The sequence below is a fragment of the Streptomyces prunicolor genome, assembly GCF_045162825.1.
GTDB lineage: Bacteria > Actinomycetota > Actinomycetes > Streptomycetales > Streptomycetaceae > Streptomyces > Streptomyces prunicolor.
On record NZ_CP108676.1, the window covers coordinates 2147434 to 2163474 of the forward strand.

At 68.7% G+C, this 16041-nt stretch carries 11 protein-coding genes; 6 read left to right on the forward strand and 5 right to left on the reverse strand.

Annotation, left to right across the window (positions count from 1 at the left end):
- The first annotated feature begins 241 nt into the window (after positions 1-241).
- Entirely contained in the window at positions 242-913 is a 672-nt protein-coding gene (locus OG588_RS09635; RefSeq protein WP_019059117.1) for a response regulator transcription factor, read from the forward strand.
- Positions 914-1101: 188 nt separating this feature from the next.
- On the opposite strand, the gene OG588_RS09640 is transcribed toward OG588_RS09635, so the two are convergent.
- The 3 genes from OG588_RS09640 to metH all read right to left on the reverse strand — a co-directional run bounded on the left by OG588_RS09640 (position 1102) and on the right by metH (position 7498).
- The gene (locus OG588_RS09640; protein ID WP_405946909.1) at positions 1102-2706 is read right to left on the reverse strand and encodes an ABC transporter substrate-binding protein; all 1605 of its coding nucleotides are present in this window, start codon (positions 2704-2706) and stop codon (positions 1102-1104) included.
- Between the two features lie 427 nt (positions 2707-3133).
- Entirely contained in the window at positions 3134-3829 is a 696-nt protein-coding gene (locus OG588_RS09645; RefSeq protein ID WP_405946910.1) for an HAD family hydrolase, read from the reverse strand.
- A gap of 150 nt (positions 3830-3979) precedes the next feature.
- Positions 3980-7498 (reverse strand): methionine synthase, encoded by a 3519-nt coding sequence (gene metH / locus OG588_RS09650; RefSeq protein ID WP_405946911.1) that lies wholly within the window; start codon positions 7496-7498, stop codon positions 3980-3982.
- Positions 7499-7839: 341 nt separating this feature from the next.
- Between metH and OG588_RS09655 the strand changes: the two genes are divergently transcribed.
- From OG588_RS09655 to OG588_RS09675, 5 genes are all read left to right on the forward strand, one after another.
- Positions 7840-8613, forward strand: a complete 774-nt coding sequence (locus tag OG588_RS09655) for an IclR family transcriptional regulator (RefSeq protein WP_405946912.1) — start codon at positions 7840-7842, stop codon at positions 8611-8613.
- Between the two features lie 390 nt (positions 8614-9003).
- A complete protein-coding gene (locus OG588_RS09660; protein WP_317770018.1) occupies positions 9004-9783 on the forward strand; it encodes an MIP/aquaporin family protein in 780 nt (259 codons plus the stop codon).
- Between the two features lie 83 nt (positions 9784-9866).
- Entirely contained in the window at positions 9867-11405 is a 1539-nt protein-coding gene (gene glpK, locus OG588_RS09665) for a glycerol kinase GlpK (RefSeq protein ID WP_405946913.1), read from the forward strand.
- 9 nt (positions 11406-11414) lie between these two features.
- Positions 11415-13031 carry an FAD-dependent oxidoreductase gene (locus OG588_RS09670; RefSeq protein ID WP_405946914.1) on the forward strand — a complete coding sequence of 539 codons (1617 nt, stop codon included), beginning with the start codon at positions 11415-11417 and terminating at the stop codon, positions 13029-13031.
- 140 nt (positions 13032-13171) lie between these two features.
- A complete protein-coding gene (locus OG588_RS09675) occupies positions 13172-13750 on the forward strand; it encodes an SMI1/KNR4 family protein (protein WP_405946915.1) in 579 nt (192 codons plus the stop codon).
- 42 nt (positions 13751-13792) lie between these two features.
- On the opposite strand, the gene mtnK is transcribed toward OG588_RS09675, so the two are convergent.
- Positions 13793-14953 (reverse strand): S-methyl-5-thioribose kinase, encoded by a 1161-nt coding sequence (gene mtnK / locus OG588_RS09680; protein WP_405946916.1) that lies wholly within the window; start codon positions 14951-14953, stop codon positions 13793-13795.
- Between the two features lie 22 nt (positions 14954-14975).
- Positions 14976-16022, reverse strand: coding sequence for an ABC transporter permease (locus tag OG588_RS09685; protein ID WP_405946917.1), 1047 nt, complete (start codon positions 16020-16022; stop codon positions 14976-14978).
- Positions 16023-16041 lie beyond the last annotated feature (19 nt).

Genomic DNA, 16041 nt, shown 5'->3' on the forward strand with positions numbered 1-16041 from the left:
GACGGCGTTCCCGCCAGCGCCCCGGAGCAGGCGAACGGCGTTCCACCCGGAGAACCGGACGTAGTAGACCGTGTCCCCTTCAGGAGCCCTGACACCGCACACGGCGCTCCATCCCGAGGCCGGCCCCCTCCCCCCACCCCCACCCCCACCACCAGGCCACCCCGTAGCCGCCCGCAAGGCCGGTCGAGTCGGGTGGCGGTGCGCAGGGCAGAATGGGGCCGGGCTAGCGAAGGAGATTCACGTGGCCATCCGCGTCCTACTGGTTGATGACCAGCCGCTGCTGCGAACCGGGTTCCGGATGATTCTGGAGGCGGAGCAGGATCTCGCGGTCGTCGGCGAGGCCGGTGACGGACTGCAAGCGCTCGACCAGGTGCGGGCTCTGCAGCCCGATGTGGTGCTGATGGACATCCGTATGCCGCGGATGGACGGGGTGGAGGCGACCCGGCAGATCACCGGTCCCGGGCGGGACGGTCCGGCGAAGGTGCTGGTGCTGACCACGTTCGACCTCGACGAGTACGTCGTGGAGGCGTTGCGGGCCGGTGCCAGTGGCTTCCTGCTCAAGGACGCGCCGGCGAACGAACTCGTGCAGGCGATCCGGGTGGTGGCCTCCGGCGAGGCCATGCTCGCGCCCAGCATCACGCGGCGGCTGCTCGACAAGTACGCCAGCCATCTGCCGTCGGGTGACGAGCCCGTCCCGGACGCCCTGCACACGTTGACCGAGCGTGAGGTCGAGGTGCTGAAGCTGGTGGCGCGCGGGCTGTCGAACGCCGAGATCGCCGCCGATCTCTTCGTCAGCGAGACCACCGTCAAGACGCATGTGGGGCACGTCCTCACCAAGCTGGGCCTGCGGGACCGGGTGCAGGCCGCGGTGTACGCGTACGAGAGCGGTCTGGTGCGTCCCGGCGCGCAGTAGCCGTCGTAGTCGCAGCAGGCAGCCGTACGACGAAGAGGGCGCCCCTTCCTGACAGGGGCGCCCTCTTCTGTGTGCGGGCTCGGGTCAGCGGCTGCCGTGTCCGGTCCACAGGCCGGTGGCCAGTCCCGCCGGAGTCGGCGGGGCTGGCCACTGGTCGAGCTTGAGTACTGCGTGTGCGGGTCGGAGCGTCAGTTGCCCACGCCTCGGCCCAGCTCCCAGAGCTGGAGGGTCGAGGAGGAGTTGAGCACGTACGCGGTGCCCGTGACGTCGTCGCGGGCGGCGACGTACTGCTTGCCCTGCCACAGCGGGATCAGCGGGACGTCGGTGGCGACGATGTCCTGGATGGCGGTGAGGCTCTTGGAGGCGGCGAGCCGGTCGGCCTCGCGACGGGACTCCGGGATCAGGGTGCTCCTGATCTTGGTGCTGACGTACGGCGAGCCGAGGGTGTTGTCCTTGTCGAGGAACGGCGCGAGGTAGTTGTCGGCGTCGGGGAAGTCCGGGAACCAGCCCATCCCGTAGACGTCGTACTTGCCCTTCTGCTCGGCCGGGCGGAACGTCGCCCAGGGGGTGCCCTTGATGCTGACGTCGAACAGGCCGCTGTCGTTGAGCTGCTTCTGGAGCTGCTCGAACTCTTCCTTGGTGGCCGAGCCGTAGTGGTCGGTCGTGTAGTTCAGGGTCAGCTTCACCGGAGTGGTGATGTTGGCCGCTTCCATCATCAGCTTGGCCTTGGAGACGCTCGGGTCGCCGTACTTGTTGAAGAACGAGTTCGAGTGGCCCGTGATGGTCGCCGGGACCATGGAGTAGAGCGGCTCGGCCTCGGTGCCGTAGACCTTGGAGACGAGTTCGCCGCGGTCGATGATCTGGGCCATCGCCTCGCGTACGGCCTTCGTCTTCACGGTCGGGGCGTTGGTGTTGAAGCCCAGGTAGCGGATTTCGAGGCCGGGCATCTCGACGAGGTCGACGTCGCCGTCCGTGTCGTCGCTGAGCTTCTGGATCTGCTCCGGCGTCATGGTGCGCGTCATGACGTCGATGTCGCCCTTGTTGATGGCGCTGCCCATGGCGTCGGCGTCCGCGAAAGTACGCATCTCGACCTTGGTGTTGTTCACCTTCAAAGCACCCTTGTAATTGGGGTTCTTGGTGAACGTGGCCGTGGTGATCGCGTCGTCCTTCTCGGAGACCGAGAGGGTGTACGGGCCGGAGCCGTCGATACCGAAACCGTCGCGCAGCTTGTCCTTCTGGTAGTCGTCCGGATTCACGATGCCGGCGACGGGAGTGGACAGCTTGTACGGGAACGTGGCGTCGGCCGTCTTCAGGTGGAAGATGACTTCGCGGTCGCCCTGGGTCTCGACGGTGTCGACGGTGGACAGCAGGGCGAACACACCGCTGTCGGCCTTGATGCGCATCGCGCGGTCGATGGAGTACTTCACATCTTCCGCGGTGATCTTGTCGCCGTTGGCGAACTTCAGACCCTCGCGCAGGGTGCAGGCGTAGCGCTCGTTGCCGGTGTCGGTGAAGCCGCACTTCTCGGCGGCCTCGGGCACCGGGTCGCCCTCGCCCTTGGGCTGGATCATCAGGGTCTGCACGGTCTGGCGCAGGATGTTCCAGGTGCCGACGTCGTAGGCGTAGGCGGGGTCGAGCGGCGCCGGAGCGTCCTTCGTCGCCTCGAACCGGTCCGTGGTGCCGACGACTATCGCATCGTCGCTGGAACTCCCGCTGCCGGAGCCGCCACACGCGGCGAGCACCGGCGCGAGCAGGCCGACGACGGCCGACAGCACCAAAGTCTTGCGGTTCATGCTCGAGTTTCTCCAGAGCTGTTCGAGTCCGTGTACCCGGCATACATGGGGTGGCGATGCCGATCACGGGGATTAGGGCGATGTTCTCGCGTTGAGATTAGTCCGGACCCGCACGGGGGTTCGCGGCCACCGTAGTTGAGTTCCCATCACGCAGCGGAACCGGCTGTGGACAGACCGAAAACCCGCCGAGGGAAGGATTAGTGCAGGGTTTCACCAATCGGGACACAAGGGTGCGTGATCGGCCTCAGAAATGGGGTGAACAGCACAGGGTGACCACGATGTCGACCCCCCTGCACGTGGGGAACCTCACACACATCAACTCAGTTGGAGAGCAACGGAATTCGGCCGGTCGGCCGAGTCCGAATTCTTTTCCCATTGGCACCATTGGACTTTGCACGCTCGGTGAACGGCTGACGCATTTCCGTCATCAGTCGACCATCAGCCCGCGGAGAAATGCCAGGTCGACGACTTCCAGCGAGGTCACGACGGTGCGCCGGGCGGCCGGGGCGATGGGCGCCACGGACGGCACGGCCACCACCAGGCAGCCCGCCGCCTCCGCGGCCGCGACACCGGTCGCGGTGTCCTCCACGACGGCGCAGCGGGCCGGGTCGACGCCGAGTCCGGCGGCGGCCAGCAGATACGGGTCGGGGTACGGCTTGGTGCGCGCCACCTCGTCGCCGGCCACCGTCAGCGCGAAGTGCTGGGGGCCGAGCGCGGTCAGGACGCGGTCGATGATGCGCCGGTGCGAGGCGGAGACCAGGGCCGTGGGGATCTCGTACTCCGCCAGCTCGGCCAGGAGTCTGGCGGCGCCCGGCATCAACGGCAGGGCCCGCCCGATGCGGTCCTCGAAGCCCTCGTTGAGCAGGACGGACAGTTCGGCGAGGGTGATGTCGGCGCCGGTGGCCTCGATCAGGAAGCCGGCGCTGCGGGTCATGGGGCCGCCGACCACGACATGGCGCCAGGAGTCGTCGAGGGTGTGCCCGAGGGCGGCGAAGACCTCGACCTCGACGTCCCACCAGAAGCCCTCGGTGTCCACCAGGGTGCCGTCCATGTCGAGGAGTACGGCCTGCAGTGCTGAGCCTTCGGCCGTACGGGTTCCGAGCGCGGGGACCGTGCTGGTCATCCTGGCGCACCTCCTTGAGGGACGATCAGGCCGGCCGCCCCTGATACCAACAAGGGCGACCGGCCTGCGGTGGACCGACCAGTGTACGACTTATCCGATCAGTGCGCTCGTCCGTTCCGGGCGCCTGTGGATTCAGCGCTCGGAGGTCGCTCAGCGCGCGTTGAAGTACTTCGCCTCCGGGTGGTGGATGACGATCGCGTCCGTGGACTGCTCCGGGTGCAGCTGGAACTCCTCCGAGAGGTGGACGCCGATGCGCTCCGGCTCCAGCATGGCGGCGATCTTCGCTCGGTCCTCCAGGTCGGGGCAGGCGCCGTAGCCGAGGGAGAAGCGGGCGCCCCGGTACTTGAGGGCGAACATGTCCTCGACGTCGGTGGGGTCCTCGCCGGCGAAGCCGAGTTCGGACCGCACGCGCGCGTGCCAGTACTCGGCGAGCGCCTCGGCCAACTGGACGGACAGGCCGTGCAGTTCGAGGTAGTCGCGGTAGGAGTTCGCCTCGAAGAGCTTCGCGGTCTCCTCGCCGATGCGGTTGCCCATGGTGACGATCTGGAAGCCGACGACGTCGGTCTCGCCGGACTCCTCCGGGCGGAAGAAGTCGGCCAGGCAGAGACGGCGGCCGCGGCGCTGGCGCGGGAAGCTGAAGCGGGTGCGCTCGTTGCCCTCGTCGTCCAGGATGATCAGGTCGTCGTCCTTGGACACGCAGGGGAAGTAGCCGTAGACGACGGCCGCTTCGAGGAGGTTGTCGGTCTGGAGCTTGTCCAGCAGGCCGCGCAGGCGGGGGCGGCCCTCGGTCTCGACGAGTTCCTCGTACGTCGGTCCGTCGCCCGTGCGGGCCTGCTTGAGGCCCCACTGGCCCTTGAAGAGGGCGCCCTCGTCCAGCCAGGACGCGTACTCCTTGAGCTGGATGCCCTTGATGACCCGGGTGCCGCGGAACGGCGCCTCGGGGATCGGGTTGTCGATGGACACGTCGGAGCGGACGTGGCCCTCCTCGGGGCGCTCCTCGACCTCTGTGACGGCCGCCGTCGCCCGCACCCTGCGCTGCTTGAGCTCGGGCAGCTTCGCGCCGGGCACGCCCCGCTTGACGCCGATCAGGGCGTCCATCAGGCGCAGGCCCTCGAACGCGTCGCGGGCGTAACGGACTTCGCCCTCGTAGATCTCGTGCAGGTCCTGCTCGACGTACGCCCGGGTCAGCGCGGCGCCGCCCAGGATGACCGGGTAGTCGGCGGCCATCTTGCGCTGGTTGAGCTCCTGGAGGTTCTCCTTCATGATCACCGTGGACTTGACCAGGAGGCCGGACATGCCGATGACGTCCGCGCGGTGCTCCTCGGCGGCTTCCAGGATCGCGGAGACCGGCTGCTTGATGCCGAGATTGACGACGTTGTAGCCGTTGTTGGACAGGATGATGTCGACGAGGTTCTTGCCGATGTCGTGGACGTCGCCGCGCACCGTGGCGAGCACGATGGTGCCCTTGCCCTCGGCGTCCGACTTCTCCATGTGCGGTTCGAGATAGGCGACCGCGGTCTTCATGACCTCGGCGGACTGGAGCACGAACGGCAGCTGCATCTGGCCGGAGCCGAACAGTTCGCCGACGACCTTCATGCCGTCCAGGAGTGTCGCGTTGACGATGTCGAGGGCGGGACGGGTCTCCAACGCCTCGGCCAGGTCGGTCTCCAGGCCGTTCTTCTCGCCGTCGATGATCCGCCGCTTGAGCCGCTCGTCCAGCGGGAGGGCGGCCAACTCCTCGGCGCGGCCCGCCGTCCGGGACTTGGTGGTGGCGCCTTCGAAGAGGGCCATCAGCTTCTGGAGCGGGTCGTAGCCCTCCGCGCGGCGGTCGTAGACCAGGTCGAGGGCCGTCTGCACCTCTTCCTCGGTGAACCGGGCGATCGGGAGGATCTTCGAGGCGTGCACGATCGCCGAGTCGAGGCCTGCCTTGACGCATTCGTCGAGGAAGACGGAGTTGAGCAGGACGCGGGCGGCCGGGTTGAGGCCGAAGGAGATGTTGGAGAGGCCCAGCGTGGTCTGGACGTCGGGGTGGCGGGCCTTGAGGCGGCGGATCGCCTCGATGGTGGCGATGCCGTCGCCGCGGGACTCCTCCTGGCCGGTGCAGATGGTGAAGGTCAGGGTGTCGATGAGGATGTCCGACTCGTGGATGCCCCAGTTGCCGGTCAGGTCGTCGATCAGCCGCTCGGCGATGGCGACCTTGTGCTCCGGAGTGCGGGCCTGGCCCTCCTCGTCGATGGTCAGCGCGATGAGGGCGGCGCCGTGTTCCTGCGCCAGCCTGGTGACCTTCGCGAAGCGGGACTCGGGGCCGTCGCCGTCCTCGTAGTTGACGGAGTTGATGACCGCGCGGCCACCGATCTTCTCCAACCCGGCCCGGATGACCGGGACTTCGGTGGAGTCCAGGACGATCGGCAGGGTGGAGGCGGTGGCGAAGCGGCCAGCCAGTTCCTCCATGTCGGCGACGCCGTCGCGGCCGACGTAGTCCACGCAGAGGTCCAACATGTGGGCGCCTTCGCGGATCTGGTCGCGGGCCATCTCCACGCAGTCGTCCCAGCGGCCGTCGAGCATGGCCTCGCGGAACTTCTTCGAGCCGTTGGCGTTCGTACGCTCGCCGATCGCCATGTAGGCGGTGTCCTGGCGGAACGGGACCGTCTGGTAGAGCGAGGCGGCGCCAGGCTCGGGCTGGGGGTGGCGCTCGACGGGCGCCAACTCGCGGACCCGCTCGACGAGTTGACGCAGGTGCTCGGGGGTGGTGCCGCAGCAGCCGCCGACCAGGTTCAGGCCGTAGTCGTGGACGAAGTGGTCCTGCGCGTCGGCCAGGCCCTCGGGGTCGAGCGGGAAGTGGGCGCCGTCCTTGGTGAGGATGGGCAGGCCCGCGTTCGGCATGCAGAGCAGCGGGGTGCGGGAGTGGCGGGCGAGATAGCGCAGGTGCTCGCTCATCTCGGCGGGGCCCGTCGAGCAGTTCAGGCCGATCATGTCGATGCCGAGGGGTTCGAGCGCGGTCAGCGCGGCGCCGATCTCGGAGCCCAGGAGCATGGTGCCGGTGGTCTCGAAGGCCATGGAGACCAGCAGGGGTACGTCGACGCCGGTCGCCTCCATGGCGCGGCGGGCGCCCAGGATCGACGACTTGGTCTGGAGGAGGTCCTGGGTGGTCTCGACGATCAGGGCGTCGGCACCGCCGGCGAGCAGGCCCTCGGCGTTCGCCTGGAAGCCGTCGCGGAGGGTGGCGTAGCCGATGTGGCCGAGGGTGGGCAGCTTGGTGCCGGGGCCGATGGAGCCGAGGACCCAGCGCTGGCGGCCGTCGCGGGCGGTGAAGTCGTCGGCGGTCTCGCGGGCGATGCGGGCGCCGGACTCGGAGAGTTCGTGGACGCGCTCGGGGATGTCGTACTCGGCCATGGCGGAGTGGTTCGCGCCGAAGGTGTTCGTCTCGACGCAGTCCACGCCGACGCCGAAGTACTCCTCGTGGACCGAGCGGACGATGTCCGGGCGGGTGATGTTCAGGATCTCGTTGCAGCCTTCGAGGTTCTCGAAGTCCTCGAGGGTGGGGTCCTGTGCCTGGAGCATGGTGCCCATGGCTCCGTCGGCGACCACCACACGGGTGGCGAGTGCCTCTCGGAGCGCGGACACACGGGTCCGGCTGTCAGCAGAAGGGGTCAGTGGCGACGAGGCCATGAAAGGGGCTCCCTGGAGTGCGACGGCTGTCGGCTTTGCGGCTTCCCTGGGAACCTCTCACGGAACTCCCCGGGGAGCGTGCACGTCGCCAGCGTAACGGGGTCGGGCGGGAGCGTGCTTGAGCCGTCCATGGGACGGACTGGCATGGCAGGGAGGCGGACCGAGGTGACGGGCGGGTCGACGCCGTCTAGGTTCTCGCGACAAGTGGCACAACAGGAGACGTGACCGGAATCGGCCGACCATTAGCGGGAGGTCGGCATGGACCGGTAGTGTTCGACATTGCCGAACGGCGGCAGCGACGTCGCGCGTCGACGGTCGAACGGGACGGAGGCAGTACGGCGATGGCACGGAACATCCAGTCGCTCGAACGGGCGGCCGCGATGCTGCGCCTGCTCGCGGGCGGCGAGCGAAGGCTCGGCCTCTCGGACATCGCCTCGTCGCTCGGTCTCGCCAAGGGCACGGCCCACGGCATCCTGCGCACCCTCCAGCAGGAGGGCTTCGTCGAGCAGGACGACGTCTCCGGGCGCTATCAGCTCGGCGCCGAACTGCTGCGCCTGGGCACCACCTACCTAGACGTCCACGAGCTGCGGGCCCGCGCCCTGGTGTGGACGGACGACCTGGCCCGCTCCAGCGGCGAAAGCGTGCACCTAGGAGTGCTGCATCAGCACGGCGTCCTGATCGTGCACCACGTCTTCCGCCCCGACGACAGCCGGCAGGTCCTGGAGATCGGGGCCATGCAGCCGCTGCACTCGACGGCCCTGGGCAAGGTGCTGTCGGCCTTCGACCCGGTCGCGCACAGCGAGGCCCTGGAGGCCGACCGCAAGCCCTTCACCGACCGTACGGTGTCCGAGCCGGCCGACTTCGAGCACATCCTCGACGTCACGCGCGCGCGTGGGTACGCGGCCGACGTCGAGGAGACCTGGGAGGGCGTCGCGTCCATCGCCGCCCCCATCCACGACCGGCGGCGCATGCCGGTCGGCGCGGTCGGCATCACCGGGGCCGTGGAGCGGCTGTGCCGGTCGGACGAGGAGGGTGCGCTGCGCCCCGAGCTGATCGCCGCGGTACGGGACTGTGCCCGCGCGGTGTCACGGGATCTCGGCGCCGGGCGGTTCTGACCAGCCAGGATCCCTCCCCGATTCACAGCAAAAAAGACCGGAACGCCCTAGGGAGCGTTCCGGTCTTAGTCGTACCCTTGACGACAAAGTCGGCCAAAACGCCAAATCGCCACACACGGTGTCCACCTGACTGCCGTCCGCATCGATCACATGATCGATAGCCCACAGCAATCAATAACGATCGTGTTTTCGATAACAGCACTCTTGACGCGCCTGTAACACCGGAGCAAGACTCCCGTCCATCGGTCGGCATTGTCGAACACCTACCGGCAATACGCGCTAGAGTGTGGCAACGCCAAAGGCCGGCATCGCTCTCACCCCCGAGGGCGCACGAACCCCCGGCGGGACCCGGGGTTCGGCTTCCCTGGACGAAGGACAAAGGAGTCGCGGGTGTCCAGCTCCGACATCTTCATCGGCGAGACCATAGGTACCGCCGTGCTCATCCTGCTGGGCGGTGGCGTCTGCGCCGCCGTCACGCTGAAGGCCTCCAAGGCCCGTAACGCCGGCTGGCTCGCCATCGCCTTCGGGTGGGGTTTCGCCGTCATGACGGCCGTGTACATCTCGGCACCGCTCTCCGGTGCCCACCTCAACCCGGCCGTGACACTCGCACTCGCGATCAAGGACGGTGGCTGGGACAACGTCCCGATCTACTGGGCCGGGCAGCTGCTCGGCGCCATGATCGGCGCGACCCTGGTCTGGGTGGCCTACTACGGCCAGTTCCAGGCCCACCTCACGGACAAGGAGATCGTCGGCGAGCCGACGGCCAAGTCCGTGGAGGCCGAGGAGAAGGGCGCGGGCCCGGTCCTGGGCATCTTCTCCACCGGTCCCGAGGTCCGCAACGTGGTGCAGAACCTCGCCACGGAGATCATCGGCACCGTCGTCCTGATCCTCGCCATCCTGACGCAGGGTCTGAACGACAAGGGCAACGGTCTCGGCACACTGGGCGCCCTGATCACCGCGTTCGTGGTCGTCTCCATCGGTCTGTCGCTCGGCGGCCCGACCGGTTACGCCATCAACCCGGCCCGTGACCTGGGCCCGCGCATCGTGCACGCGCTCCTGCCGCTGCCGAACAAGGGCGGTTCCGACTGGAGCTACGCCTGGATCCCGGTCGTCGGTCCACTGATCGGCGGCGCGATCGCTGCGGGTATCTACAACCTCGCCTTTGCTTAGAACCGGATGAGAACCGGAACTCCGAGCACTGAAGCAGCAGTAGAACCAGTCCTCATGACCACGGAACCCCTCAGGAGCACACAGTGACCGACGCGCACACCGCCGGACCGTTTATCGCGGCCATCGACCAGGGCACGACCTCCAGCCGTTGCATCGTCTTCGACCGGGACGGCCGTATCGTCTCCGTCGACCAGAAGGAGCACGAGCAGATCTTCCCGAAGCCGGGCTGGGTCGAGCACAACGCCACCGAGATCTGGACCAACGTCCAGGAAGTCGTCGCCTCCGCCATCGAGAAGGCCGGCATCACCCGCGACGACATCAAGGCCATCGGCATCACCAACCAGCGTGAGACCACGCTGCTGTGGGACAAGAACACCGGTGAGCCCGTCCACAACGCCATCGTCTGGCAGGACACCCGCACCGACGCGCTCTGCAAGGAGCTGGGCCGCAACGTCGGCCAGGACCGCTTCCGCCGCGAGACCGGCCTGCCGCTGGCGAGCTACTTCGCCGGTCCCAAGGCCCGCTGGCTGCTCGACAACGTCGAGGGCCTGCGCGAGCGCGCCGAGGCGGGAGACATCCTCTTCGGCACCATGGACAGCTGGGTCATCTGGAACCTGACGGGCGGTGTGAACGGCGGCAGGCACGTCACCGACGTCACCAACGCCTCCCGCACCATGCTGATGAACCTGCACACCATGGAGTGGGACGAGAAGATCGCCGAGTCCATCGGCGTCCCGCTGAACATGCTGCCCGAGATCCGCTCCTCCGCCGAGGTCTACGGCGAGGTCACCGGCGGCCGTCTCGGCGACGTGCTCGGCGGCATCCCGGTCGCCTCGGCGCTCGGCGACCAGCAGGCGGCCCTGTTCGGCCAGACCTGTTTCGCCGAGGGCGAGGCCAAGTCGACGTACGGCACCGGCACCTTCCTGCTGATGAACACCGGCGAGAAGCCCGTCAACTCGTACAACGGCCTGCTCACCACGGTCGGTTACCGCATCGGCGAACAGAAGGCGGTCTACGCCCTCGAAGGTTCGATCGCCGTCACCGGTTCGCTGGTGCAGTGGATGCGCGACCAGATGGGCCTCATCTCCACCGCCGCCGAGATCGAGACGCTCGCGCTCACGGTCGAGGACAACGGCGGCGCCTACTTCGTGCCGGCCTTCTCCGGTCTGTTCGCCCCGTACTGGCGCTCCGACGCCCGCGGTGTGATCGCCGGTCTGACCCGGTACGTCACCAAGGCGCACCTCGCGCGCGCCGTCCTGGAGGCCACGGCCTGGCAGACCCGTGAGATCACCGACGCCATGACGAAGGACTCCGGTGTCGAGCTCGCGGCGATCAAGGTCGACGGCGGCATGACCTCCAACAACCTGCTGATGCAGACGCTCTCCGACTTCGTGGACGCCCCCGTGGTGCGCCCGATGGTCGCCGAGACCACCTGCCTCGGCGCCGCCTACGCCGCCGGTCTCGCCGTCGGCTTCTGGACCAGCACCGACGACCTGCGTGCCAACTGGCGCCGGGCCGCCGAGTGGACCCCCAACATGGCCGCGGAGAAGCGCGACCGTGAGTACAAGAGCTGGCTCAAGGCCGTGGAGCGGACCATGGGCTGGCTCGACGACGAGGAGTAAGAACCCCACATGACCAGTCAGTCCACCCTGCAGTCCGTGCCTGCCCTCGGTACGCACCCGGCCTCCGGCTCGAACCCGAGCCGGGCCGAGACCCGGGAGCAGCTCTCCAAGGCGACGTACGACCTCCTCGTCATCGGCGGCGGCATCCTGGGCATCTCCACCGCCTGGCACGCCGCGCAGTCCGGGCTGCGGGTGGCCCTGGTCGACGCCGGCGACTTCGCCGGTGCCACCTCTTCCGCCTCCTCCAAGCTTCTCCACGGCGGTCTGCGCTACCTGCAGACCGGCGCGGTGAAGCTGGTGGCGGAGAACCACTTCGAACGCCGTGCGGTCTCCCGCCAGGTGGCTCCTCACCTGGCGAACCCGCTCACGTTCTACCTGCCCGTCTACAAGGGCGGTCCGCACGGTGCGGCGAAGCTCGGGGCGGGCGTCTTCGCCTACTCCGCGCTCTCCGCGTTCGGCGACGGCGTCGGCCACCTCCTGTCCCCCGCCAAGGCGGCGCAGGACGTGCCCGAGCTGCGCACCCAGAACCTCAAGGCCGTCGCCGTGTACGGCGACGACCAGATGAACGACGCGCGCATGGCGCTGATGACGGTCCGCGCGGCCGTCGAGGCGGGCGCGGTCGTCCTCAACCACGCCCAGGTCACCGGCCTGCGCTTCACCCAGGGCCGGGTGACCGGCGCGGAGCTGCGCGACACCACCTCCGGCGACGAGTTCGGCGTGAGCGCCCGCCTGGTGCTCAACGCGACCGGCCCGTGGGTCGACCACCTGCGCAAGATGGAGGACCCGAACGCGGCGCCCTCCATCCGCCTCTCCAAGGGCGCGCACCTGGTCCTGAAGCGCACGTCCCCGTGGAAGGCCGCGCTGGCGACCCCCATCGACAAGTACCGCATCACCTTCGCCCTCCCCTGGGAGGACATGCTGCTGCTCGGCACGACGGACGAGGAGTTCGAGGGCGACCCGGCGGACGTCTCGGTCACCGAGAAGGACATATCCCAGATCCTGGACGAGGCCGCGTTCTCGGTCCGCGACCAGCAGCTCTCGCGTGACCTGATCACGTACTCCTTCGCCGGTCTGCGCGTGCTGCCCGGTGGCCCCGGCAGCACCGCGAAGGCCAAGCGCGAGACGGTGGTGACCGAGGGCAAGGGCGGCATGCTGTCCGTCGCGGGCGGCAAGTGGACGACCTTCCGGCACATCGGCCGTACGGTCATGCAGAAGCTGGAGGCGCTGCCCGGCCGCCCGCTGGGCGAGGACTTCGAACCGATCTCCTCCCTCCCGAAGAAGCTCCCGCTGCCCGGTGTCGCCAACCCGCGCGCGGTCGCCCACCGTCTCCTGGTCGACAACCCGGCGCCGGGCCCGCGCATGGCGGCCGACACGGCGAAGCACCTGGCCACGCACTACGGCTCGTTGGCCTTCGACATCGCCCGACTCGCCAACGAGAACCCGGAGTTGGGCCAGCGCGTCCACCCCGACGCCCCCGAGATCTGGGCCCAGGTCGTCTACGCCCGCGACCACGAGTGGGCCGAGACCCAGGACGACGTCCTGCGCCGCCGCACGACCCTGACGATCCGGGGCCTGGCGACGGACGAGGTGCGGAGCAAGGTCCAGGACCTGCTCGACAAGAAGTAGGCGCTACGGCTACGACGCCGGTCGCTACGGCGGTTTTCGCTGCGGCGTTTTTCGCTACGCCGCGAAAGGGACGGTTCCCTCTGGAGGGAGCCGCCCCTTTGGCGTGCCCGGTTGTCAGTGCCGGGTGCTTTCATGGGCGTATGAACAACGATCAAGCCTCCGCCGATGAACTCGCCGCGCTACGGGCGGCGTTCGGCGTGGACGACGGCGGGGAGTCGGCGCTCGGCTGGGACGCGGTGCGCGCGTTCGAGGCGGAGCACGGGGTGGTGCTGCCGGAGCCGTACCGGACGTTCGTGGCGGAGATATCCGACGGGTCGTTCCAAGGGCCGCCGGAGTACGGGCTGGTGGGGCTGGCCGAGTTGCCGGACGACTGGGGCGACGGCGAGGAGGACCGGGACCCGGGCAAGCCGTTCCCGCTCGCCGCGGGGTGGCTGTGGGAGGAGGACGACGGGCCCTACGAGGACCCGGACGCGGTCGTCGAGCAGGTCCTCAACCACGGCTCGATCGTGCTCGGGACCGATGGCTGCGCGATGAACTGGCACCTGGTCGTCACCGGCCCCCAGCGGGGGCACGTCTGGCACGTCACCGACGTGGGCGCCATGCCGTTCGGCGCGGAGTTCGGGTTCACGACCTCCGCGCCGGGGTTCGCCGGCTGGGTGGCGCACTGGGCGGCCGGCAAGGACTGGTTCGACGCGGAGGGACGCGCCTCAGTGGAGTGAGGCCTCTCAGCGGAGTGACGCCTCCCGGCGAGGTGACGCCCCTCAGACGAGCGCCCTGATGTGCTCCGGTGACGTCAACTCATCGCGCCGCATGATCAGTTCACGCCCCAACAGCAACGTCCGCCGGGACGCCGGTACCGGATCCGGCAGCGTCGTCAGGTCGGTCAGGTGGGCGAAGCCGATGATGCGGCGGACGATCTCCGTACCGGCGTAGCCGACCGAGTCGGTCCAGACGCGGGAGAGGAAGCGGTCGAGGAAGGCGTCGTCGAAGAAGGTGTCGACACGGGTGGACCAGAGGCGGCGGAACTCGGTCTCGAACGCCTCCCAGGAGAGCCGGAGTTGGTCGCCATGGTCGGTCAACGCGCCCAGCGCGCGGGCCCGTTCCTCCGACACCAGCACGTTGGCCCAGTACAGGCCGAGGTCGTAGCCGATCGGGCCGACGAAGGAGAACTCGGGGTCGAAGACCCGTACCACCGGGGCGCCTTCGCGCTCGCCGACCATGACGCTGCCGGTGTGCAGGTCGCCGTGGAGGAGGGCCTGGGCGCTGGTCATGAAGGTGTACCGGAGATCGGCGACCTCCGTGCGCAGCCGGGTATCCGCGCGGAACTCGGCGGCCAGGTCGGCCAACTCCGGGAGCCAGTGGTTGTGTTCGTGCTCGATGTACGGCTCGGAGAGGACCACGTCCTCGGTGATCTTGCACAGCTCGGGACTCACCGAGGCCGCGATCAGCGCCTTGCGGTCGGCGGAGTCCATGCCGAAGTCACTGGTCGCGAAGGCGAGTTGGGCGACGAACTCGCCGATCCGGGCCGAGGTGTCCGGGCCGTAGGACGCGCCCTCGTTGAGGACCGTGCGCAGGACCTCCAGGTCGGACATGTCCTCCATGACGAGGGCGTAGTTGTCGGCGTCGTAGCCGTGGATCGCCGGGATCTTGTCGGGGGCGACCCGCGCGACCTGCTCGTAGGCCCGGGCCTCGGCGTCGGCGCGCTCGGGGCTCATCGGCCAGGAGGGTCCGGCGACCCGCACCCAGGGCAGCGCCTGCTTGATGGCGAGGCTGTGGCTGCCGTCGGCGTTCGACGCGAGGAACACCCGGTTCATGTTGCCGTCCGACACCTCGCGGACATGGATGTCGGTCACGTCCGCCCAGTGGCCGCGCTCGTGCAGGTAGGCCGGGATGTCGTCGGTCTCCAGGATGCGGTAGCCCATCGTACGAACTCCTCGAACTTCCTTATGCGGTGCGGCGCTTGGACAGGGTGAAGCTGAAGACCAGGGCGAGGATGAGGACCGCGCCCTCGACGACGTCCTGGGTGTAGTACGGCAGGCCCTTGATGGTCAGACCGGTGGTGATGATGCCGATGAGGACGGCGCCGAGGGCTGTGCCCCAGACGTTCGGGCGGCCCCGGCCGAGGACCGAGGTGCCGACCAGCGCTACGGCGACCGCCTCCAGCAGCTGCGAAGTACCGGCGGACACGTCACCCTGCCCGATGCGGGACGCCAGGATCAGGCCGCCGATCGAGGCGAGGACGCCGGAGAGGACGTAGGCGAGGGCCCGGTACGCGCCGACGCGGATGCCGGCCAGACGGGACGCCTCGGGGTTGGCGCCGATGGCGTACAGGACGCGGCCCCAGCGGGTGCGGGCCAGGAAGACCCAGGCGATGACCGTCAGCGCGCCGAAGATCAGTACGGAGATGGGGATGCCGAGCATGGTGCCGCGGTCGATGCGCAGGAAGCCGTCGGTGAACTTGCCGGGGGCGGTGCTGCCGTCGGACTGGGTCATGCCGGCGGAGATGGACTGGCCGTCGACCAGGATGAGTTTGGTGCCCTGGATGACGAACATCGTGCCGAGGGTGGCCAGCATGTCCGGGATCTTCATGACCACGATCAGCAGGGCGTTGAGGAGTCCGGCGAGCGCGCCCGCCGCGATGACGGCGAGGATCGCGACCGTGCCGACCTGGTTGTACGTCACCATCGTCTTCGCGGCGACGGTGACACCGAGCCCGGCGACCGCGCCGACGGACATGTCCATGCCGCCGACGGCCATGGTGACGGTGACGCCGAGGCCGAGGATCGCGGCGACGGAGACGTACCGGAGGGTGTCGAGCATGGTCGCCGACTCGCGGAAGGAGCCCTCGCTCAGTGCGAAGTAGAGGAAGAGCGCGACCGTGACGAAGATGAAGCCGTACTTGATGACGGCGTTCTGGACGAGCACGGCGGTGGAGACGGTGGGCGGGGCCAGTGCCTTCGGCGCGGCCTCGGAGCTCTGGGTGGTGGTCATCGGGTGCTTCCTGAAGGGG